A 22,526-nucleotide genomic window follows, 5' to 3' on the forward strand; every position below is an offset into this window, starting at 1 on the left:
AGAAAAATATGGTAGACGTAAAGCCTTGTCGTTAAAGGTTTGTGAACGATTGTCTTGTGGCGATCGCTGTGTTCTACTGTCGTTATTGAGGTTCTCGTTTGCAGATCACAACTGTTTAACCATTCAAAAAGGACATCCCGTTTGGCGGGATGAATCGAAAATATGGATTGTTCTCAGCACTATAAAATGCTTAAGGATATGGAAAAGGATCCGAAGAACCTTGCCAAGTATCAAAAAATGTACAAATACGCTTATCTTTTGAGTGATGGCGTTTTCAAGATTGTATTCACGGAGGAAAAGTCACATTCGCTTCTCATTTCGCTGTTGAATGCGATGCTTGACTTGCATGGTGGTGATGCCATCGGGGAAATTTCGCTGGAAATGCAGGAATTCCCGGGTATTTTCAATAAGAAAAATTGTATTGTCGATATCATTGGCACGACCAATGCTGGCGAAAAGGTTCTTGTTGAAATTCAACAGCAAAAGGACAAGTTTTTCAAGGATCGCGTAGAATACTATGTATCTCGTGTTATTGAAAATCAGGTTCATAAGAGCGAAAAATTTGAATTGCCACATATCTATTTTCTTGGACTTCTGGATTTTGAACTTTTCCCAGAAGAAGAACATGAATACATCCATCATGTCGATGAAATGTGTCATGGCAAGAAGTTCTTCCCAAAGATTCAGAAGGTTTTCGTGGAAATTGAAAAGTTCTTCAAGCTTGAAAAGTTGGGTTTTACTAAGGATGATGAGTCTGATGCTGCTCAGTGGCTCCGTGCTATCAGGGTTGTTATCAAGGAAGAACCTGCTCCTGAAAAAATTATGCAGAATGAAACGTTTAGGCGGTTGCTTGAATCGGTGAAATTGATTAATTTTGCAGAAGAGCTTTTCAACTGCGAGGTAAAGAAAATGACGGATGTGATGGCTGAACGCGAAAACGCTTTTGCCGAAGGCAAGGAAGAAGGCCGTGTCGCTGGTTTCGCCGAAGGTAGGGCGGAAGGCTTTGCGGAAGGGGCTTCTACCGAGCGGACGAAAGCGGATCAGGAAAAACGCCAAATGGCGAAAAGTCTCAAGGAACAGAATGTCGATGTTTCTATAATCGCTAAATCGACTGGTTTTTCTGAAGAGGAAATTCGCAGTTTATAGCTAAAATTCAGTTTTTAAGAATGCAAAAAAGCAGGCCGCGTGAACGACCTGCTTTTCTTGTACCGTAATTTTACAGCTTCTGACCTTCGTTCCAGTAATCGGTGGGTTGCTCGACGCCGCATTCTTTTGCGATGTAGACGGGTTCGAGGCCTTTCTTCTTTTGGTCGGTGTAGTTCTTGAGTGCCTTGATGGCAATTGGCGAGAGTATCAAGATGACGGGGATGTTCACGAGGACCATGAGGCCTTGGCAAAGGTCTGCGCTGTCCCAGGCGAACGATGCGCTGGAGGTGGCGCCTAAGAAGACGATGGCGGTCGCGATGGTCTTGAATACGTTGCGGATTTTCTTGGTGGGGCGTCTGTTCAAGATGAAGCGGAGGCAGCCTTCGGTGTAGTAGTAGTTCCCGATGAGTGTGGTGTAGCCAAAGAGGCACATGGAGAATGTGATGAAGATGGCGCCGTTGCTGCCGAGGACGGAGGCGAGAGACTTTTGTACGTAAATGATTCCCGAAATGTCCTTGCTGGGTTCGATGTTGGTCGAGAGGCACATGAGGGCTGTGGCGGAGCAGATGAGAAGTGTGTCGATGAATACGGAAAGCGATTGCACGAGGCCTTGCTTGACGGGGTGCGAGACGCTTGCGCTTGCGCTCGCGTTCGGGGCGGAACCCATACCTGCTTCGTTGGAGTAGAGGCCGCGCTTGATGCCGTACATGATGCAGCTTCCGGCGAAGCCGCCGAATCCTGCGTCAAACGAGAATGCGTTCTTGAAAATCGTGCCGAACATGGCGGGAACATTTGAGATGTTGTATATGATAATGCCGAAGGCGACGATGACGTAGATAGTTCCCATGAAGGGGACGAGGTAACTTGTGATGGTGGAAATTTTCTTAGCGCCTTCCCAAATGCAAAGAGCGAAGAGGGCGGCTAAAATGAATCCGACGATGAACGGTGTGGATGCCTGATCGTAGAATTTGTATCCGGTGAGGGAGTCTTGAATGTTGTATGAGGCGAGCAGGTTGTAGCCCACGATATAGGTGAGGAGCACAAAGCCCGAGAAGAGAACGCCGAGCCAGCGCTTGCCGAGTGCAGTCTGAATGTAATAGGACGGTCCGCCGTAGGAGTGTCCCGTGACATCGTCGTGGCGCTTGTAAATCTGGGCGAGGGTAGATTCTACGAATGCGGAGGCAGCGCCGAGGATGGCAATGACCCACATCCAGAAAATGGCGCCCGGGCCGCCGAGGCAAACGGCCGAAGATACGCCGACGATGTTTCCGGTGCCGACGCGGGAGGCTGTCGAAACCATCAATGCCGCAAATGACGAAATTCCGTGCTTGTGCAATGGCTTTTCGCGAGTAACGCGGAATGTTTCAATCAGGTAGCGGACTTGCGGAAATCCCAAGCGAACGGAAAGAAATACCCCGGCTACAATCAAAAATAGCGGGACTATGTAGAAATCGTAAAGGGCGGTGTTAAGCGCCGAAACAATGGGATGTAAGGGGTTTGACATAGAAATCTCCTATTGGATAAATAGTAGAAAAATTTTTAAATTTGCCTGCCATGCAACCGTTAAGTAAACGTACTGAAACTTTTACCGATTCCGTTATCCGCCGAATGACCCGTATTGCCAATGCTTGCGGGGCTATTAACCTGTCGCAGGGATTTCCTGATTTTGACCCGCCTGAGGCGCTCACGAAGCGTCTTTCGGAGGTGGCATTGACGGGTCCGCACCAGTATGCGATTACTTTTGGCGCGCAGAATTTCCGCGAGGCGCTGAGCGACAAGCAGTTCCATTTTAGCGGGCTGCGTTACGATCCGCAAAAAGAGATAGTGATTACATGCGGCAGTACCGAAGCGATGATGGCTTCGATGATGTCGGTCTGCAATCCGGGCGATAAGGTGGTTTTGTTCTCGCCGTTTTACGAGAACTATTCCGCGGATACGATTTTGTGCGGGGCGACTCCTGTCTATGTGCCGCTTTCGCCTGTTGACTTGAGTTTTGATGCGAATGTGCTTGAAAGTGCGATGGCGCAACCTGGCGTGAAGGCGCTAGTGCTTTGCAATCCAGCAAATCCGAGTGGTAAAGTCTTTACGCACGAAGAGCTTTCGATCATCGCATCGCTTGCAATCAAGTACGACTTGTATGTGATTACGGATGAGGTTTACGAGCATATTGTTTTTGCTCCGCATCGCCATACTTACATTGCAACGCTCCCGGGAATGTTCGAACGCACGATTGAATGTAGCAGCTTGAGCAAGACTTACTCGATTACGGGCTGGCGTTTGGGCTACGTACTTGCGGCAGAACCGGTTATGGAACGCATCAAGAAGGTTCATGACTTTTTGACGGTGGGGGCTGCGGCTCCGTTGATGGAAGCGGCAGTGACGGCGCTCCGTTTTGATGATTCGTATTATACGGGCTTGCAAGCGCATTACACGCACATGAAGGATGTGTTTACAAGCGGACTCCGCAATCTCGGTTTGCGTTTTACAGAACCGCAGGGCGCTTATTTTGTACTCGTTGATACTAGCGAGTTCGGGTATGAAGGAGATGAACAATTCTGCATTGATATGGCGCAGAAGGTGGGTGTCGCGGCAGTGCCTGGCTCAAGCTTCTTCCGTGAACCGGTGGACCATCTTGTTCGCCTGCATTTTGCAAAGAAAGACGAAACGCTCTACGAAGCGCTCAACCGTTTGGAAAATTTGTACAAACTCAAACGGTAATGCTGTAAGAGATGATTTTACTTTGAAAATTGCGAGGCTCTGTGCTTCGCTTTTTTTATACAAATTTATTTTGAATAGATTTGTTATAAATAAATTGTATCATCAGTAATGAAATAATAGTATTGGACAAAAGCCTCCGCAGAATCTATCATTGTGCCTACAAAAATCAACTTAACAATGGAGGATTCAATGAATATCTTTAAAAAACGTACGAAACTTTCGACTATTATTTTAGCATCGCTCCTTTCTCTTTCTGCATGTTCTGATGATGATTCAAATTCTGTCGCTCCATCAACCTCTGAAGAACATGAACATCATGCTACAGATGAACACTCCGGTTCTGGCGAAACGCATTCCGGTGCTGCCGATGAACATTCTGGTCATGCTACGGAATCTGGTGACCACAAATCTGCATCAAGCGGCTTGACGCTTGGCGAAGAAAATATTAAAGACTGCATCATCTTCTTGCAAGATACGACGATTGATGGCGTGTTGACGGTGAATGCTTCAACGCCGGGCGCAACAGTGCTTAAAAACGTCAAGGTCACGGGCAATTTGCTAATCAAGCGCTCGGGCCGTGTCGATTTTTCGGGCAGTGCCGATGTGGTTCACGTGGGTAGCAGCAATACGGATGTCTACGCTTTTGAAGACAACGCAAAGGTGAATGGTCATCATTTTATGGGCAAGAACAATACCTTTACGAGCACGAGGTTTTCGGATTATCAAAAAGTTGATTGGACCGAAAAGGCTGCGCATTTGTCTACAGGAATCCACTTGGCTTATACGGTTACGGGTGACGAAAAGGGAACTCCTGTCATTTTGATTCATGGGCTTACGGATGGTCGTGTTTCGTGGTCGCAGGTGGCGCCGGCGCTTGCAAAGAAGGGCTACCGCGTTTATGTTCCGGAACTCCGCGGTAACGGAAAGACGGACAAGCCTATTGAAGAATCCGCTTATGCGGTCAAGGAATTGACTCACGATATTGCAGCCTTTATTGACAAACTAGAACTGAAGAAACCGCATATTGTGGGGCATTCTTTTGGTTCGTTTATTGCTCAGGAATTGGCTGTTTCGCATGCGGATAAAATCGGTTCCATTACATTGATCGGTTCTGCTGCCGCTGTCGATAAGAAAAATTCTACTGTAGATTGGCTTGTGAACGGCTCGGACGATAAGTCGTTCGATGGCGTTTTCGCTTACGATTCCATACAAAAGCTTCCTGAAACGTTCTTTGAAAAGTGGGGCAACAGCACGAATCCGGATAAGGATTTCCAGACGGCTTATTTGGAACATTTAAAACAGGTTCCGTATTACGCATGGAAATTCCTTGTCAAGAGCTTTGTTGCCGTTGACAACGCAAAGCGCCTTTCTTCGATTACATCGGATGTCCAGATTATCTGGGGTACAAAGGACGCTATATTCGATAAAAAGTCGCAGGAAGCGTTGCAGAATGGCCTTTCTAAGGCAAAGAAAGTCGTGTTCCGTGAAGTCAAAGATGCGGACCATAATACACATTGGGGCTCCAAAGCTGCTGTAGAAACTGTGACGGACTACATCGACAACTTTATCAAAGGCGACAAGTAATTAATCATTATAGGGAGGAGCGTCTGTAAAAAGGATGCTCCTTTATTTTATGAATAAAAGAATTTTATCATGCGTTTTATTGTCTGCGGGTGTTGCTTTTGCTGAGGCTCAGCCTAAATTTGACCTTTCGGGAATGGTGATGGTGCATGCCTATGCCGACTGGAATACTGATGAAACGAAGGTGACGCATCGTTTTGAATCCATGCTTGATTTAGATTTTGACTTTCATTACAATGAACGTTGGTCGGCGTGGCTTGAACTCGAAGCGATGGGGATGGCGATGAATGGAATGGAGGGTATGGAAGGTATGGAGGGAATGGACATGGGCGATGGTTCGACCATGGATCCGGTCAACCCTGCGGTTATTTTTAACGGAGCGTATATTCAATACACTCGCTCGGAGCGAACTTTCTTCCGTATCGGTGATTTGAATTTTTACGAAGGCCTGTTCAAGAACTATTATGATTTTGGAGACCCTCGCGATGATGCGGCAGGTATGTCGCAAAAGACAATTCGCGGTCTAGAGTTTCAATGGAACGGCTTGCAGCTTGATGTTGGCTTTGGCACCGCTAGCAATGACCAAAGTTGCTTTTACCACTTTATGTTTGGCGAGTACATGGGAATGGATTGTAAGGATGGCTACACGTATGAGGTTCACACCGCCTACAACTTTGAAATTGCCGAGCAAGTTTTCCATCCTTATTTTGCCTATAAAAGCTACCAGCGCAAGGACTATAACGAACTCTACGCGGGCTTAGATTTATCACTTTCGTTTGAACCATTCGCCTTCCACGGATTGTACGGATTCCACTCCGTGTTCCTTGCGAGCGACGATGCGGTTTCGTATCATGCTCTTTTGGCGGAACCGTCGTTCGAAATTTCGAGATTCTGCATTATCGGTTCATTATTTTATGCGTTTATTGATGATCCGGTACGCACTAGCCTTGAAATAACGAGCCGACCGGAATACTTTTTTGCGGCCATCGAGCCAAGCGTTGCTTTGAATGAATATTGGACGATTGGTGTTCCGCTAGAATTACATACAAATACATTAGATAAAAAAGACGACTTGGGTTCGGTACGTGTTGGCGGACGATTCTACTTTAATGTTCCTGATTTCAAAATCAACGTAATTTCGATGGTGCTTGCTGATATTCCGTATGGCGATGATTGGTCAATCGAAGAGAATAAAGATGATCCTTCCTTTATTTTCGGCGTAGAAGCGATGTTTGATTTCTAGAGGTGCACATGAAAAAGATTCTATTGCTCTGTATTTTGCTGAGTTCCTTTGCAATGGCCCGTTTTGACTGCTGTGCGCGAAAGCGTGCAACTATTAAAAAACAAGAAACTTCATTGACTTTTTCGGTGGGAGTGGTCCGTGATGAAGATGAGTCCCTGCTGAAGAAGGCTTCATCTTCGCTTGCCAAGGAATCTATCACATTACAGATAAAAAAGTGGGATACTCAGGAGCATGCCAACGAGGCGCTTGCCAAGGGCTTTGTGGATGGCCTGTATATCGATAGTCTTTGGTTTAACTCGGATTCCGATAAGAAAGAAGTTCTCTTGAGGCTGAAAAAAGAAATAGGAAAGTAAAATCGGCTGTCGCGCGGTCTTTGATTTTTTCTATCTTTGCCAAGCTATGGTTGATGCTATTTTAAATAGGTTCTATAAACCTTCGAAATTCAAGAAGAACGGGGACGTGAAGGATGTGCTCGTGGTGGCACTCCCGATGCTTCTGTCGATGTCGTTTGATACGTTCATGACGTTCATCGACCGTTTGTTCCTCTCGAAGCTTGGCCCTGCCGAAATGAATGCGGCGCTTGGGGCGGGGGCGGTGCAGCTTGCACTCACGATGTTTTTTACGGGCGCGATTAGCTATACGACGGCAATGGTGGCTCAGCGCTTGGGTGGTAAAAAACGCTGGGATTGCGCCCGCGTGTTCATGCAATCGGTGTACTTGTCGCTGATTTCTGTGCCGCTTTTGTACCTCACAATTCCGTTGGGACATTTTGCGTTTGGACTGGAGCATTTGCCGGCCGACCAGCTTGAATACCAGAAGACGTATTTCAATATTTTGATGTTTGGCGGCGTGATCAACTTGTTGCGTAACGCGGCTCCGTGTTTCTTTAGCGGTATTGGCGAAACCAAGGTCGTGATGAAGGCTGCTTTCGCTGGCATGATTGTGAACGTGGCGTGCAACTTTGTGTTGATTTACGGCTACGGTCCGATTCCTGCGATGGGCGTTGCGGGCGCTGCTTATGGCACGCTTATTGGCAATGTGGTTTCTACGGTGATTCTGTTTGCGAAGTTCTTTAGCAATAGCTGCCACCGCCGTTTCCGTACGCGTTTTGCGTTTGCGTTTAGCTGGCCGTTGACTCGCGAACTTTTGCAAAAGGGCATTCCGTCTGGCGTCGAGATGTTCTTGAACATGGCGGCGTTTCAGTCGTTGATTTTGATGTTCCATGCGCTCGGGCCTGAGGCGGCGACCGCTTCTTCGATTATGTTCAACTGGGACTTGGTGGCGTATGTGCCGCTGATGGGACTGGAGGTCGCGTCGACAAGCTTGGTGGGGCGTTACGTGGGCGCCAAGAATGCTGCTGCGGCAACACGTTCGACTTATTCCGGGCTTAAGCTTGGCTGGGGCTATTCCTTGGTGATGGGTATATTCTTCATCTTCTTGCCGGGAGTGTTGACTGATATCTTTAAGCCGGATGTTGCTGGAGCGACGGATAGTGCGCTTGCGATTTTTAATGCGGCTCGCCCGATGAGCATGTTCATGTTGCGGATTGCGACGTTCTACATTTTTGTTGAAGTCTTGCTCGTGATTTATGCGGGTGCGCTTCGCGGTGCGGGCGATACGGTCTGGGTGATGTTCGCTTGCGGTATCATGAACTGGTTCGTGGCGATTGCCTTGTACATCGTGGCTTACGTCTTCCATTTGCCGGCCCATTACGCTTGGATTGTGGTAGTTGCCGTTTATAGCACGGCTCCGCTGATTTTCTGGCGTCGCTGGAAGAGCGGAAAATGGCGCAGACACGTGATGAACGCTAAGTAAAGCTCGAAAATCGTAGATTCGGGGGCTTTTTTACAACTTTTAACTAGGCTTATCGAAGTGCTGTAGGTATATTTATAAGACCTGCGGCATTTTTGTTTTTGGTGTGGGCTATTTTTGCAGAGGTCGTGGGTGAGGATTGGAATTGGATATGAAGAAAAATCACGTCATTGCGGGCTTCGTTGCGCTCGCATCTATCGCTTTTGCTGCGCCGCCGTCTAATTTTAGCGGCTGGGAACTCGTTTTTGAAGATAATTTTGACGGCTCATCTTTGGATAAAAAGAAGTGGAACCCGACTTACAACTGGGGTCCAACGCACAACCACCGCGCCTATTGTGCCGAAGAAAACGTAATTGTATCCGATGGTACACTCAAGCTCAAGGGCGAAAAGAAAAAGCATCCAAAGGCTACGGGAGACCGTTCCAAGGCAAAGTTCAACAACAAGGAAATTCCTGTCGATTACACTTCGGGCGCTATTGACACCAAGGGCCATTTCGAAGTCAAGTACGGCTATATTGAAGGCCGCTTCAAGGCACCCTCACAAAAGGGAACCTGGCCTGCATTTTGGACTTTGCAAGACGGCTGGCCTCCAGAAATTGACATTTTGGAAATCCCCGCATCGCGCAAGCAGCATCATTACTATCTGCATTACACCGACCCGAGTTGGTACAACAGTCATGGCTCGGCGTGGGATCACGAAGCTTCTTTTGGCGGACATAAGGACGACAATGTGGACCGCTCGGCGGATTTCCACACGTATGCAGTAGAATGGGACGAGTCTACGCTTAGCTTCTATTTTGACGACAAGAAGTTTGCAAGTTACAACCGCCCGACCGAAATCAAGCAGCTTTCGGCTCAGTACATCATCGTGAATTTGGCGATTGGCGGCTGGGCGGGCGACGATATTGAAATCACGGCGGACAAGCCTGCATATTTCGAAGCGGACTGGGTGCGCGTGTGGCAGGCGAAACCCGCAAAACCCGATACCGTGCGTATTTTCTCGATGAACTTTGGTACGTGCATGACGCGAACTGCCGAGAACAAGCTTGCGCTAGGCGACTGTAGTGGCGATAACGCGATTGCGACGATGACTCCGCTTTCATCGACGACTTACCGCATCAACTTTGGCGATATCTCGCTTGATACGCCGAATGAATCAACTGAGGCTGGCATAACGATGAGCCTTTACAAGTGGAACGGCGGCGCTCACCAGAAAGTGGCTATGGAAAAGCAATCGGGTTACGAAGGCAATGTAGTCCGCATGAAAATGCAACACAGCAATATGTACCTCCGTGCAACGACTGACGGTGAACGCGTGGTGCAAAGCTGGGCTGATGACTGGGAATGGAACCAGATGTGGCGCTTGCTCAAGTCTGGTGATGAAATCCCGACGAAGGACCCGTCTGTTGGAATCCACGAGACTGCGCGGACGATTGCCCCTGCTTATGGCGCCAAAGTTTTCCGCAAGAACGGGATGCTTTACGTGCAGTTCGGCGAATCCCGCGCCTACGATTTCAAAGGCCGTATCATTAAATGATTGTCATGCCCGCCGGAGCCTGAACTGAGCGAAGTCGAAGTAAGCGGGCATCTCCATCTTGTATAAAAACTACTCTTTTCTCTTGTATCCGCTGAGCCCGAGTAAAATCAGGGCCGGCGTGTAGAAATACCATACAAAGTTGTTGGCGACTGTGGCCACGATTTCTTGAACGCTGTGGTCGTCGCCGGTCGCAAGTGAAATGCCTACGCACACGTCGCAGCAGACGAATAGAATCATGCCGCGCTTGATGTTCCTGGCGTTTTTAGTAGGGAAGTATCCCTTCTTTGGAACTTGGAGGGCAACGGCGAGCGAACAGAATAGGAATGAAGCATAAGTGGCGATAATTGGAACAGTCGGTCCTTCGAAAATGCGGAACAGGTGAAGCGCGTTCGTGATGAACATGACCGTAAACGGAATAATTAAAATCCACGGTGAACTTTTGTCCGTATCGCTTGTGCGCGTGTGGCGGTAAATGAACAGCGCTTGCACCACCATGAAAAAGCAGATGCCGAGAAGCGTGTAATCGCTGCGGTGTTCCAACACGTGAGCGTAGTTGTGCATGATTTTCAAACAGAAATCCGCGCACAAAGCCATAGCGAAACCCGCCTGCAAAAAGTTACGGTCGCGCTTGCAAAGGCAATTCCCGCCAATGAAAAATACGACAATTGTCATGATGGCGGTAACGGCGAACTTGGCAATGTTCTGGTAATTGCTGCTTTCGACGAGGCACTGCTCGACAGCACCGCAGTTGTAAAATACAAGCCAGTCTCTCACGAAGAATGTAATCATGAGAATCCCGACGATGAAAATAAGCGAAGTTATAAGTGTTTTCTTGTTCATAACATATAATATAATCAATTTTATCCTAATTCGACTTCTTCAAAACGGTATTTTTGTTTGACGTCTGGATATTTTTCGTGATCAACTTCACTTAAGAACATGGATTTCTCGCGGAGCCAAGCAGTGTTGTCGCCGTAAAGAGCGCGGTAGATGACGTATTCTTCTTCGGTCTCGGAATGCTTTGCGATTCCTTCGACAATGTAGTAGCGCTTTTTGAAGTGCTTGTAAATGCCGTGTATTTTAAGTTCTCTGTTTTCCATAAATTTTATCCCTAGTATTCAATTTTTTTTTCAAGTTTTTGAAACTTGTTACAATTCGTGAAGCCTCTTTTACATCTTACGTAATATTTTTGAATTGCAAAAAAATATTTGTTTTGCAATTTACCTTATTTCGTGGGAATTCGCAAGAGCTTTTGTTATATTATGACACGTAAAGACGCGAGTATTTTTGCTTCGGGAGGCGTAAGATGATTTCTTTGAATGACTATCTGTTTTCTGGAAATACGGTGCTGAAAATTTTGCATCAATATTCAAATGATCTCAGAAACAGCGCTAAGGAAACGCATAATAGCATTGATCTTGCGCATTCGAATTTTTTAATTCAGATTATTGAATTGCTAGAACACAATGACTTCTTGACTTCGCAATCTCAACGAATAAAAGAATTCTACAAGTACATGACGAGGGAATATCCCTTCTTGGCATTTACGTTCAAAGGACGCATCAAGTCCTTGATTCGTGCTGAAGAAAAATTCAACGGATATATCCTTGAATATGTTTACGACTATTACAAGAAAAATGGGGTGTTTCCGTCTGAAGCCGAAATTAAAAGTCAGCTAAATTTTCGTGACCTGATTGCTTATCGAATCGTCATTTCGATGCCTGCTTGCCACATCAAGAAGGGCGAAGACCGCACTGAAGTAGAACGGAAATACCTCTACGAAATTGCGAATGTAATGCCAGAATTTTTGGAAGAGCGTGGATTTACGCCAGAAATTTCAAGGCATAAGGATGGCGGTCATTGCGACTTGCTAAAAGATGCTGTCCAGCCGTATTACCATGATTCGGTGGCGACTCCGCGAAGCTCCGGTTACCAATCGTTGCACATAACGATGTATGATAATCTTGCGCGTTGCTATACGGAAGTGCAACTTAGAACAAAGGATATGGATGACTTTGCTGAAATTGGTGAAGCGAATCACTTCGGTTATGAAAAAACGCAAGAAACGCGTCGTTCCAAGCATGACCAAATTCCGAGTGGCGAGTGCGTTTACTTTGACGATGCTTATGAGCGCCTGACGAAATTGCAGGAGCTTGAGCTTTCGAAGCTGGATGTGAACATGTTCAAGGCCATCAACAACCAACTGATTAACGATGGTTGCGGACTTTTCAGAGGTCGTCAGATTTTGCCGTTCGAACACCTGTCTAGATTCCAAAACGACTTGATTGATTAGCGTTCTGGTATGATAGGCTTTCGTTAGTTGTTGCTATAGATAAATTCTACTTCACTGTTATTTTTTGCATTTGCGTTCCGCTTGCAGTTTCTATGCGCACAATGAAATTGCCTTTGCTGAGCACTTCGCTTGCAATGCGGAAGTTTCCGCGGGCGGGCTGCTGTATTTGCAGTACGTTTTGACCTAGACTGTTGAACACGCTTATGCAGCGCACGTTGCCCGAGCCGTTATTGATGAACCAGTTGCCGTTTTCATGGTGCAGCAGGTTCCCTGTGAGTGCGCTTCTCGTGGGGGCTATGGCGTCGATTTGTTTTGGCGTAGTCGTAGTGAGTAGCACCGCGGTGATGGATTTTGCAGGGAGCGTCATCTTGAATCTGTTTATGCTGTAGCTTGTTGCAGTGGTCGTTCCGCCCTGCGCATTTGCTTCAACTGCGTTCTCTTTCAAGGCGTTGCTTGTGTGCGAAACGAATGTCTCGCCCTTGAGATTCTGCAAGGTGAGCGTTTTAACCGTTCCGTCGGAGGCAAAGTTCGCAAGATTGAGGTCTATATCTTGTGCGTCTTTTTCGGCTCGGTTTACAAAAATCACTGTGAGCGAATCGCCCTTGTTACTGATAGAACTGTAGGCGGATACCAGCGAATCATTACTTGAAGTCGACAGCACTCGGTTTGGATGACCATAGCGGCTGAAAAGGTGCACCGTTTCGTACATGCCGTCGCCCCAGGTCCACGGGGTGAAAATCTCCACACCGTTATCTTGCATGGTGCCAAGGAAAGACGCATAGATGAGCGCTGTCACCATAGGATCAGAATCGTTCAGGTCGGTTTCGGTAATGCCGAGTGTGATGCCGTGATTCTTGCCGAAGTACTTTTCGAGCCACTGGTTGATGCGCACGAATATGTATTCCTTGGTAATTTTATTGTCCCAGTTGCCACCGACCATCTTTATGCCGTTTGCGCCGGGATAGTTATAGGTCGTGTCAAACAAGACGCGGTGCCAATTCATTCGCGATTCGTAATCTTTTTCACTCGGATACCAGTGAATGTCGAAAACATCGAGAAGACGTGTGCCAGAGGACTTTTGCGTCTCGGCAACTTTCATGATGAAGTATTCTAGCCAGCAGTAATCGCGATCGGGGCCTTTGGGTCTATCCTGTTTGTTGTACGAGGACACGGAGCACCAGAACCATTCGTTTGCGACCACCGGGCCGGTGAGCTTGATGTCGCCCCAGGCGGCGCGGGCCTTCTTGGCGACATCGATGTAGCGTTCAACGAGAAAGTCTCCCGTGACAGGCAAATCCAGGTCGGAATGTGTACCGCGCCAGATTTCCATTTCGTTATCCATGCTCCAGTACTTGAATCGGCTCATGTCGAACTTAAGTTCGTCTTTCCAGTGCGGGATAATCGCTACCGTGGAATCTGCGGGCCATTCCATATTGTAGAGCGAGGCGTCGCCCGCTTTGATGAGCGTCTTGCCGTCTTCTGAGACTTCGCCGCCGCCCGCAAGGTCGAACGTTTGCGTTGCGTACGTGCCGTGTTCTTGTTTCCAGTTCCAGTCGGGAAAGTTGTAGTCAGTGCTGCTAGCTGCATAGCCTGTGAGCTGGAAGGCGTACATAGCGTCGACTCCCGGCATCTTGTCGAGTACCTTTTGTGCGGTAATCGCCCAATCGTGCGAGTACACGTTGTTATACCAGTCGGGGTGAACTGTCATTTTGTGACGCCAATTGTAGCGCGTGGCGTTGTTGCCGTTGTTCGCTCGCAACATGTGGATGCCTGCTTCGAGCATCTGGTTGATGAAGGCAGACTCTTCTTCGGTCACCTCAGCGTCGCCATCGCTGATTTTGTCGATGTTTCGCCCGTAAAGGTACGGCGAAATTTTCTTGATGCCCGCATTTGCATCAACGGTAATGTCGATGGCCAATGTGGGGGAGATAGCAAATAGCGTGCCGAATGCAGCCACTGTGAAAAAATTTGAATATCCCATAAACAACGCCTTTTAAATGGTCCCTGCGGAACGGTTTTCCTGTAAATATATACTCAAAATATAGTTTGGCAAAAATTAAATAAACGCCTGTGGACATTTGTGACTACAGGCGCATTTTTAGGGATGGGCGTTTTTTTTTACGGAGATTCCGCCTTTTTAGGACTTTTGCGCCATTCCTTGAGCTTCTGCACGCCGTCAGTGGACCAGAGCGCCCAGGCAATCAGCACAGGCTGGAAGAACAGGCGGATAAAACGAGCCTGGTCAGTGTCAAGTCCGAATGCGTTGATGCCGTTCACGTACTGGCTGATGTTGCCCGGGAAAATAGCAACGTAGAACAGCGCAAGCAGTACGCCAACCGTACCCTTGTGCTTGTACAAGAATATCATGCTGAGGCCGAGCAAAATCTCGACGACGCCCGAGGCCAATACCACGAAATCCAGGAATCCCGGATTCTGCGGAAACCACGATGGGACCTGCGCCAGGAATTCCTGCCTAGCGATGGTCAAGTGACTGATACCTGCATAGGTCATAAATAACCCTAGCAGCCCCCTACAAAACATTTTTAAGTATTTCATACTTTTAATATAGGATAAAAAGGGCGGAAAAGTCAAAAAATTTTTTTGCCACGAATGAGTGCTAAAAGGCTAACGTTAAACTAAAATTTCTATTTCAAACAGTTGGTTCGCAAGCCCGACCGTTGGTTCGAAATCAGCAATCTTCTTGAACCCGTATTTTTCGTATAGGCCGTGGTGCTCGCTTTTGAGATAAACTTTTTTGTAGCCGAGCCTTTGGGCGTAATCAAGCGCCGCGTCAATTAAGCTTTTGGATAGCCGCTCTCCCCGGAATTTTTCGCTAACGTAAACGAGATTTATAAAAGGGCTGCAACTGAATTTCGCAGGGATGTTCCCGTTCTCCTCGAGAACGCAAAAGCCGACAACATCTTCACCGTGTACAGCAACGAAAACTTTTTCCCAGTCTAGGAAATCGTTCTTTGACATTCGCTCGGCTAAACGACGCCCCGGCAGCCATGGGCAATCTTTCGCGAAAGCGCGGGTCTTTTCCCACCACGGATCATCTTTGCTAATCGCGATTATCATTGCTTTACCTCCGCTCATAAAGAGCCCTTATAAGATTTTACGGGTACTTCGCTCCGGGAATGTCCTTCAGAATTTCTTTCCAAAAATCGCGGAATTCTTTTTCGGTGACGGAGCCTCCAGCGGAAAGTAGCCGGTAGTGTTCTCCTTGCCAGACGTAATCGACTGGGGAGGCGTCAAAGCCGTTGCGAGTGTAAAATTCGCGCCGGCGGTTTCTGCGTTTGAGTTCTTCCGCGTTCTTGGAATCTTCTTCGACTTCGATATCGACGACGATGCGTGTGTCGGGGTGTTGCCTGCGAATGACTTGTAAAATTTGCGAACCGTACCCGTGGCAACGCAATTCAGGCACAACCGCAAAATAGACAATGTTCGTGATGTCGCCGTGTGAAATGGAATTTGAGAACCCGCAGAACTTGGGAGCCGCGGCGTTCTCGCCATTATCCTTGTTAAAAAATGCCCAAAATTCTCGCTTGATTTTATCGTCGAGCAAATGCTTTATTGGAATGCGTTCGTTCGCCGGGAACGCCGATTCGTACAGCGCCTTGACCTGCGGAAACCAGGGGGCATCTCTTGTGACATCGAAAAACTGGAGCATTTGCAGAAAGAATAGGATAATGAGTCTTGTGTGTCAAGTTTGCGAATGTAATCCTGCGTCTTTTAGTATATATTTATTCTTATGAAACTGTTTGACAATATTTTTATTCCTTTTATCGCAGCGCTTGCTTTGACTGTCGTTTGTTGCAACGAATCGAAAAATTCTACGAAAGAATCTGCGGAAAGTAAGTCTGCGGTAAATCTTGAAACTCCTGCGAAAGTGACGATGCCTTCTGCTGCGGTGAACACGCCTGAAGTCGAGGAAACCAAAACCATTGCGCTTGCGAACGGAGCTTCGGTCACTTGGATTCAAGACAACGAGGGTAAAAAGTTTATGCCTCGCGAACTGTTCAGCGATGCAAGTGATTCGCTTTATGAAAGCTTGAGTATGCTTGCGGGACTTCCGGCTTCTGTCAGCACATTCTTGGTGAAAACGGATGGCAAGTATATTTTGTTTGATGCAGGTCTTGGCGCGTGGGGTGGGCAGCTTTTAAAGCGTCTTGCGACTTTGAGCGTGAATTCGGATTCCATTGGGCTTGTTTACTTGACGCATTTCCATGCAGATCACATTGCGGGACTTGTGAAAAATGGCAGTGCCGGGAAAATGGAAAAGGTCTTTAAGAATGCCGCCGTTTATGCGGGCAAGGTGGAATATGACGCTTGGATGAACGAAATCCCGAAAAATGATTTGCAAAAGAATATCATGGCGCTTTATAAGGATAGCCTTCACTTGTTTGCGTTCGGTGACAGCTTGCCGCATGGTGTGCTTGCGATGGATGCCGTTGGCCACACGCCGGGACACGCTGCCTTCCAAATTTCAAACCTGCTTATAATCGGAGACTTGATGCATGGCTATGCTTTGCAAAAGGACCATCCCGAAATCAATTCCAATTACGACATGGACAAGGAAAAATCTGCCGCAAGCCGCAAACGCATTATGCAGTACGCACACGAACATAAACTCCTGATGGCCGGTATGCACTTGCCGCCTCCCGGATTCGCGGAGTAAAGGCTGTTCACTTGAAAAGAACAGGAATGTATATTTATCCTTATGAAATTGTTTGAAGATAAAGTGGTCGTGGTGACGGGTGGGGCGCACGGAATAGGTGCTTCCATTGTGAGTGAATTCGAAAAAGAGGGCGCAAAGGTCGCGTATATCGACATCCGCGAGAATCCTTGCTTTGTGGGGGATCTTTCAAAGAAAGAGACTTTGGAAAAGTTTGCGCAGTTCGTTATCGAAAAATACGGGCACGTGGATGTGCTGGTGAATAACGCGCTCCCGTTGATGAAGGGAATAGACGAATGTAGCTATGAGGAATTCAGCTATGCACTCGCTGTCGGCGTGACCGCTCCGTTCTACCTTGCAAAACTTTTCGCGCCGCATTTTGCAAAGGGCGCGAGCATTATAAATATATCGTCATCTCGCGACCGTATGAGCCAACCACAAACGGAAAGCTATACGGCGGCGAAGGGCGGGATTGCGGCGCTTACCCATGCGCTGGCCGTGAGTTTTGCGGGCCGCGTTCGCGTGAATTCCATTTCACCGGGCTGGATCGATACGGATTTCAAAACCTACGAAGGCTCCGATGCCATTCAGCAGCCCGCGGGTCGTGTCGGTAACCCGCTGGACATCGCGAACATGGTGCTTTACCTTGCAAGCGGCAAGGCGGGCTTCATCACCGGCGAAAACATCTGTATCGACGGCGGCATGACCCGCCAGATGATTTATCACAACGATTGCGGCTGGAAATTTGAAGGTTAAAGTTTCTTTGCTTGATAGGTGGGTGAGTGGATAACGTCGGCGCTAAAGAATCTTAATGCTACGACGCGCCAAACAGATGCGATAAGAACGAATATACGGCGCTGCCTATAATGATAAGGGCCAATATTATCAGAATATGCTTCCAATTGAGCAACGCAAGCAAAAGATCGGTTAGAAAATTAAATAGAAATCCCATGTTTCTCCTTCCTTAAAACTACCCCAATAACAATTGGGATGGACTGCTAATTTCCGAATTCTATCTTGCTGAATGATTTGTAGTGATCGGTGGTGTAATAAATGTTACAGCCGCTACTATAGACGAGTCGGTTTGTACCGCGATTGTCTCCAAAGTAATCGACATCTGCTTCGTAGTAATACGCTGGCGGGAGTTTACCCTCGCGATTGTCAAAGTAGTCGCCGCCAATCATCACGCCGAGCGTTGTGTGCGGATTGAAATTCCATTTCACAAAAGTTTTGCCAGTCTTTTGTTCGTAAAGCTTTTTACCTTCGCTCTTGGTGACATAATAGACCGGCAGGCGATCGTTGTCGCAGATGTATTTTGCAACGTGGAGCCTCGAGGTGTATTCCTTTTCGGCGGGATTTTCTTTTAATAGGCAGACTTTTTTCTTGCGGGGTGCATCATCGGGGGTTGTGTAAACTACGTATATGTCGAATGCGAATGCCAACGCGATGCATATTGCGGCTATTATTGCAATCTTGGATTTTTTGGCCTTACGATAATTTTTGTGTGCTGAGGAGGTTTGGGCTTGCTCTTCTCGTGAGGCAACTCCTTCGAGTAATCCTTTTTCGATTCTTGCACCTTTCTCTGTTTTGCCGAAGCTGCAAATGATGATTGTGTCGCCGACTTTAGGCGGTCTCACGGGATGCCCTAACGCAGAAATATGGACAAAGTATTTTGTCCCATTTGCGGTTGCAAAACCGAATCCTTTTTCTTCGTTCCATTGCGTGACGGTCGCTTTATTTGTGATGGGCATGGGGAAACCTTTTGTTGTTGGACTTTTTTAATGTAGCAAAGAATTTTTTTGCTGATGAATCCGGGGTGTTAGGGGTGGAGCCCCTAGGAGTAGGGGTAGCGGAAGACTTGCCCTGGAAGGAGGTGCCTGCTCGGTGGCGGGCATGACAATTGGGCAAGGCTGCAGCGAGGGGGAGGCTTCCCCCTCCAGTCCCCTTTTTTCTCATTTTCTAGTAACTAGTAACTAGTAACTAGTAACTTTTTCCACTTTACTTTGCTATCTTTCCGCTTGGAACATTTTATTTAACAGAGGTTCAAAAAAATGAATTATTTCAACTCTATCCCTATGCGTCGCCAACTCGAAGAAATTGGCCACTGCCGTTTCATGGAACATTCTGAATTCAGCCGTGGTGTTGAAGCCCTCAAGGGTAAGAAGATTGTGTTCGTCGGTTGCGGTGCTCAGGGTCTCCATCAGGGTCTCGACCTTCGCGATAGCGGTTTGGATGTTTCCTACACGCTCCGCAAGGAAGCCATCGAACAGAAGCGCCAGTCCTGGAAGAACGCTACTGAAAACGGCTTCAAGGTCGGTACTTATGAAGAAATGATTCCGGATGCAGACCTCGTTTGCAACCTCACACCGGATAAGCAGCACCACAACGTGATCCCGGCTATCATGAAGCTCATGAAGAAGGGCGCAGCTCTCTCTTACAGCCATGGTTTCAACATCGTCGAAGAAGGCCAGGAAATCCGTAAGGACATCACTGTGATCATGGTCGCTCCGAAGGGACCGGGTTCCGAAGTTCGTTCTGAATACCTCCGTGGTTTCGGTATGCCGTGCCTTATCGCTGTCCACCCGGAAAACGACCCTGAAGGCAAGGGCTGGGACTATGCCAAGGCTTACGCTGCTGGTCTCCATGCTGACCGTCCGGGCGTTCTCGAAAGCTCTTTCGTCGCCGAAGTGAAGTCTGACCTCATGGGCGAACAGACCATCCTTTGCGGTATGCTCCAGACCGGTACGATCCTTTGCTACGACAAGATGGTGAAGGAATTCGGTATCGACAAGGCTTACGCTGTGAAGCTCCTCCAGTACGGCTGGGAAACGATTTCCGAAGCCCTCAAGCATGGTGGCATCACGAACATGATGGACCGTCTCTCCAACCCGGCTAAGATCCGCGCAACGGAACTTGCTGAAAAGATGAAGAAGATCATGAAGCCGCTCTATCAGGAACATCAGGACAACATCATCTCTGGCAAGTTCTCCAGCACGATGATGGTTGACTGGGAAGCTGGCGACAAGGACCTCCTCAAGTGGCGTGGCGAAACCGGCGAACTCGAATTCGAAAAGGTTGCCGCAACTGACAAGCAGATCACCGAACAGGAATACTTCGACCGTGGCGTTCTCATGACCGCTATGATCAAGGCCGGTGTGGAACTCGCTTTCGAAACCATGTGCTCTGTGGGCATCAAGCCGATGAGCGCTTACTACGAATCCCTCCACGAAACTCCGCTCATTGCAAACCTCATCGCTCGTAAGAAGCTGTTCGAAATGAACCGCGTCATCAGCGATACTGCAGAATACGGCTGCTACCTCTTTGCTAACAAGTGCGTTCCTCTCCTCGCTGACTTCATGAAGAACGAAGTCAAGAAGGGCGACATTGGCGATATCTTCAACGAAGGCAATACCAACGCTGTCGATAACGAAGAACTCATCAAGGTGAACAAGAACATCCGTCAGCATCCGGTGGAAGAAGTCGGTGCTTGGCTCCGTGACCGCATGTCCGGCATGACGAAAGTTGTCTAATCTGCGCAATACGGCGTTGCTCGCCCCTTCACGTACGTTTTAGTACGCTACGGGGGCTCGCGCCTTGTCTTGCTTGATTATACGACTTTTGATAATCATTCTGCTTGATTAAACTTGCGGGAAGAAGGTTGTGTAATCACACCCTTTGGCTGTCATTCCCGCGCAGGCGGGAATCTCCCTTTTAAAATCTCGTCAGGTAACCCCTGGCGGGATTTTTTTTGTATATTAAAGACAAGATAATAAGGAGGAAATAATGAAATTATTTTCAATGTTTGGGGTTTTGGCTCTTGCTGTCGGTAGTTTTGCCGCAGATCAGGGATCAAAGGACGATCCGCTCACCATCAGTTCCGCAATGCCGTTTTGGATAGCGGTATGTATAAGGGCGTCAAGTTGAAAAACGGTGGCGAGGGCTTGCATTTCAAGCTGACAGAAGATTTGGACTTGAGTACGGTTTGCGGTCGCGATGTTGGCAACTGGAAGCCGATAGGTCCTTTCGAAGGGAGCTTCGATGGCGCAAACCACAAGATTTCGAACTTGTATATGGACGACTCGCTGGGCAGGGTCGGGAATACGGGATTCTTTGGGCCGGTGTTCAACAACGGCAACGATACGCTCTATTTCAACAATGTCTTTTTCGAAAATGCCTACATCCGCACGTCGGGAATTGCTGGAACGCTTGTTTCCCAGGTGGTGACGGGCAAGGTCGTCTTGCGGAACAATGTTGTCAATCTGAAATTCGAATCCATTAAAGACGAGAATGCCGACCTCCAGTTTGGCGGCTTGATGGGCAATACTGTTGCGGATTGGGTTGGCTTCTATGATAATACAGTGAAGGGTTCCATCAGTGTTTCTTCCGTGAAACAGCTTGCTGTTGGTGGCATCATGGGTGTGCTTGTGGATCCGGGTGCGTTTGAACGCAATGTGAACGAGGCTGACATTACTGTCGATGGGAACGGCTATTCTCAGGTGGGTGGCATTGTTGGCGAAATCATTGCTCCCTACACCTTCAAGGATAACGTGAACAAGGGTAAAGTGACGGTCAGTGTCCCTGCGCAATACGCTTTTGTCGGTGGCCTTGTGGGCGTGAACCCGTCACTCCCTTCTGAAAAAAATATAGTCGGAAACGTTAATTACGGTAAAGTCGAGGTGTCGGCTTCGTATGCCGCGGTCGGTGGGCTTTATGGCTATGTTTCGGGAAATACCAATACGGTTCTCGACAGCTGCATCAATAATGGCGATGTCGTTTATCACGGCAAAGAAAAGCAAGAAAATGTTCAGATTGGCGGTATCGCTGGCATTTGGGAAGTCAAGCAGGCGAGCCGCATGGAGAACAACGGAAAAATTATCATTGATAACGCGGTAAGCCCCAAAGTCGGTGGTATTGTCGGCTTTGTTCGCCCAGGTGCTGCAAGCCTGGACTTGTTCAAGTCCGTAAATGCGGGTGATATTTCTATCAATAACGACGCTGTTGCCAAGGGGTGGATTTCGGGCCTTATCGGGCTGACCGATGTGCTTGAAACTGTGAATCTGGACAGTTGCGTAAATAAAGGGAACATCTTGATCGAAGGTGCTACTGATAACAAGGTCCTTTTTGTCGCTCCGCTTGCGTTAGTGTCTACGGGTACAAATCTTAATGCCAAAACAAGTTCTAACGAGGGAACTGTTCCTGAAGGCTTTGATAACCGTGTTTCCCTTAAGAATGTTGCACAGGCTCCTAAAATGCGCTTGCAGAATTTGGGTTCTGGCCGTGCAATCCTTGAAGTTCCTGGCTTGAAACTTTCTGGCCGTGAACAAGTGGAACTGTGTTCTTACAATGGCAAACGAGTTCCGGTGCAGCAGATGCAATCTGGAAATATCTTTTACCTCGAAGGTGTTCCTGCGGGTCGCTATATTGTCCGAATCAGGACTCCGCTTGGAATGCGTTCGTTGCATGCAACGTTCTAAGTTATCTTTCGTTGATGGGGAACGTCGCGAACTCTAGCTGAAAGACC

The 22,526-nt window shown here is 47.8% G+C and carries 20 protein-coding genes; 12 read left to right on the forward strand and 8 right to left on the reverse strand.

What is annotated here, in order from left to right; genetic code table 11:
- Nucleotides 1–162: 162 nt before the first annotated feature.
- Nucleotides 163–1,146: an Rpn family recombination-promoting nuclease/putative transposase gene (locus tag B7990_RS01900; RefSeq protein WP_088639359.1), complete on the forward strand. Its 984-nt coding sequence runs from the start codon at nt 163–165 to the stop codon at nt 1,144–1,146.
- A 70-nt stretch (nt 1,147–1,216) separates the two neighbouring features.
- On the opposite strand, the gene B7990_RS01905 is transcribed toward B7990_RS01900, so the two are convergent.
- Entirely contained in the window at nt 1,217–2,650 is a 1,434-nt protein-coding gene (locus tag B7990_RS01905) for a sodium:alanine symporter family protein (protein ID WP_088639360.1), read from the reverse strand.
- A gap of 50 nt (nt 2,651–2,700) precedes the next feature.
- Here B7990_RS01905 and B7990_RS01910 point away from each other — a divergent pair, with 50 nt between their 5' ends.
- The 6 genes from B7990_RS01910 (at nt 2,701) to B7990_RS01935 (ending at nt 10,037) form a co-directional block, all read left to right on the forward strand.
- Nucleotides 2,701–3,864, forward strand: a complete 1,164-nt coding sequence (locus B7990_RS01910) for a pyridoxal phosphate-dependent aminotransferase (RefSeq protein WP_088639361.1) — start codon at nt 2,701–2,703, stop codon at nt 3,862–3,864.
- Nucleotides 3,865–4,053: 189 nt separating this feature from the next.
- On the forward strand, nt 4,054–5,448 hold the full coding sequence (locus B7990_RS01915; RefSeq protein ID WP_176407173.1) for an alpha/beta fold hydrolase: 1,395 nt from the start codon (nt 4,054–4,056) through the stop codon (nt 5,446–5,448).
- Between the two features lie 49 nt (nt 5,449–5,497).
- Nucleotides 5,498–6,688, forward strand: a complete 1,191-nt coding sequence (locus tag B7990_RS01920) for a hypothetical protein (RefSeq protein ID WP_088639929.1) — start codon at nt 5,498–5,500, stop codon at nt 6,686–6,688.
- Between the two features lie 8 nt (nt 6,689–6,696).
- A complete protein-coding gene (locus B7990_RS01925; protein WP_088639363.1) occupies nt 6,697–7,041 on the forward strand; it encodes a MetQ/NlpA family ABC transporter substrate-binding protein in 345 nt (114 codons plus the stop codon).
- Nucleotides 7,042–7,087: 46 nt separating this feature from the next.
- Entirely contained in the window at nt 7,088–8,503 is a 1,416-nt protein-coding gene (locus B7990_RS01930; protein WP_088639364.1) for an MATE family efflux transporter, read from the forward strand.
- A 148-nt stretch (nt 8,504–8,651) separates the two neighbouring features.
- Entirely contained in the window at nt 8,652–10,037 is a 1,386-nt protein-coding gene (locus B7990_RS01935) for a glycoside hydrolase family 16 protein (RefSeq protein WP_088639365.1), read from the forward strand.
- Nucleotides 10,038–10,106: 69 nt separating this feature from the next.
- Here B7990_RS01935 and B7990_RS01940 read toward each other — a convergent pair whose 3' ends face one another.
- Together B7990_RS01940 and B7990_RS01945 are read right to left on the reverse strand one after the other, a co-directional pair.
- Nucleotides 10,107–10,877 carry a lysoplasmalogenase family protein gene (locus B7990_RS01940; RefSeq protein WP_088639366.1) on the reverse strand — a complete coding sequence of 257 codons (771 nt, stop codon included), beginning with the start codon at nt 10,875–10,877 and terminating at the stop codon, nt 10,107–10,109.
- 20 nt (nt 10,878–10,897) lie between these two features.
- Nucleotides 10,898–11,137, reverse strand: coding sequence for a DUF1653 domain-containing protein (locus B7990_RS01945; RefSeq protein ID WP_088639367.1), 240 nt, complete (start codon nt 11,135–11,137; stop codon nt 10,898–10,900).
- A gap of 206 nt (nt 11,138–11,343) precedes the next feature.
- Here B7990_RS01945 and B7990_RS01950 point away from each other — a divergent pair, with 206 nt between their 5' ends.
- On the forward strand, nt 11,344–12,330 hold the full coding sequence (locus B7990_RS01950; protein WP_088639368.1) for a guanosine polyphosphate pyrophosphohydrolase: 987 nt from the start codon (nt 11,344–11,346) through the stop codon (nt 12,328–12,330).
- 46 nt (nt 12,331–12,376) lie between these two features.
- Here the strand turns inward: B7990_RS01950 and B7990_RS01955 are convergent, their stop codons facing one another.
- The 4 genes from B7990_RS01955 to B7990_RS01970 all read right to left on the reverse strand — a co-directional run bounded on the left by B7990_RS01955 (nt 12,377) and on the right by B7990_RS01970 (nt 16,000).
- The gene (locus B7990_RS01955; RefSeq protein WP_088639369.1) at nt 12,377–14,311 is read right to left on the reverse strand and encodes a glycoside hydrolase family 44 protein; all 1,935 of its coding nucleotides are present in this window, start codon (nt 14,309–14,311) and stop codon (nt 12,377–12,379) included.
- 137 nt (nt 14,312–14,448) lie between these two features.
- On the reverse strand, nt 14,449–14,886 hold the full coding sequence (locus tag B7990_RS01960; RefSeq protein ID WP_088639370.1) for a hypothetical protein: 438 nt from the start codon (nt 14,884–14,886) through the stop codon (nt 14,449–14,451).
- Between the two features lie 75 nt (nt 14,887–14,961).
- Nucleotides 14,962–15,426 carry a GNAT family N-acetyltransferase gene (locus B7990_RS01965; protein ID WP_254917282.1) on the reverse strand — a complete coding sequence of 155 codons (465 nt, stop codon included), beginning with the start codon at nt 15,424–15,426 and terminating at the stop codon, nt 14,962–14,964.
- 19 nt (nt 15,427–15,445) lie between these two features.
- Nucleotides 15,446–16,000 (reverse strand): GNAT family N-acetyltransferase, encoded by a 555-nt coding sequence (locus tag B7990_RS01970; protein ID WP_088639371.1) that lies wholly within the window; start codon nt 15,998–16,000, stop codon nt 15,446–15,448.
- Nucleotides 16,001–16,081: 81 nt separating this feature from the next.
- Between B7990_RS01970 and B7990_RS01975 the strand changes: the two genes are divergently transcribed.
- On the forward strand, nt 16,082–17,008 hold the full coding sequence (locus B7990_RS01975; protein ID WP_088639372.1) for an MBL fold metallo-hydrolase: 927 nt from the start codon (nt 16,082–16,084) through the stop codon (nt 17,006–17,008).
- 42 nt (nt 17,009–17,050) lie between these two features.
- Entirely contained in the window at nt 17,051–17,761 is a 711-nt protein-coding gene (locus B7990_RS01980) for an SDR family oxidoreductase (RefSeq protein WP_088639373.1), read from the forward strand.
- Between the two features lie 242 nt (nt 17,762–18,003).
- Here B7990_RS01980 and B7990_RS01985 read toward each other — a convergent pair whose 3' ends face one another.
- Nucleotides 18,004–18,756 carry a ribonuclease domain-containing protein gene (locus tag B7990_RS01985; protein WP_088639374.1) on the reverse strand — a complete coding sequence of 251 codons (753 nt, stop codon included), beginning with the start codon at nt 18,754–18,756 and terminating at the stop codon, nt 18,004–18,006.
- A gap of 300 nt (nt 18,757–19,056) precedes the next feature.
- Here B7990_RS01985 and ilvC point away from each other — a divergent pair, with 300 nt between their 5' ends.
- Nucleotides 19,057–20,535 (forward strand): ketol-acid reductoisomerase, encoded by a 1,479-nt coding sequence (gene ilvC / locus B7990_RS01990; protein ID WP_073424606.1) that lies wholly within the window; start codon nt 19,057–19,059, stop codon nt 20,533–20,535.
- Between the two features lie 372 nt (nt 20,536–20,907).
- A complete protein-coding gene (locus B7990_RS01995; protein WP_088639375.1) occupies nt 20,908–22,479 on the forward strand; it encodes a hypothetical protein in 1,572 nt (523 codons plus the stop codon).
- Nucleotides 22,480–22,526: the final 47 nt, after the last annotated feature.

It is taken from the genome of Fibrobacter sp. UWB4 (genome assembly GCF_002210345.1).
GTDB lineage: Bacteria > Fibrobacterota > Fibrobacteria > Fibrobacterales > Fibrobacteraceae > Fibrobacter.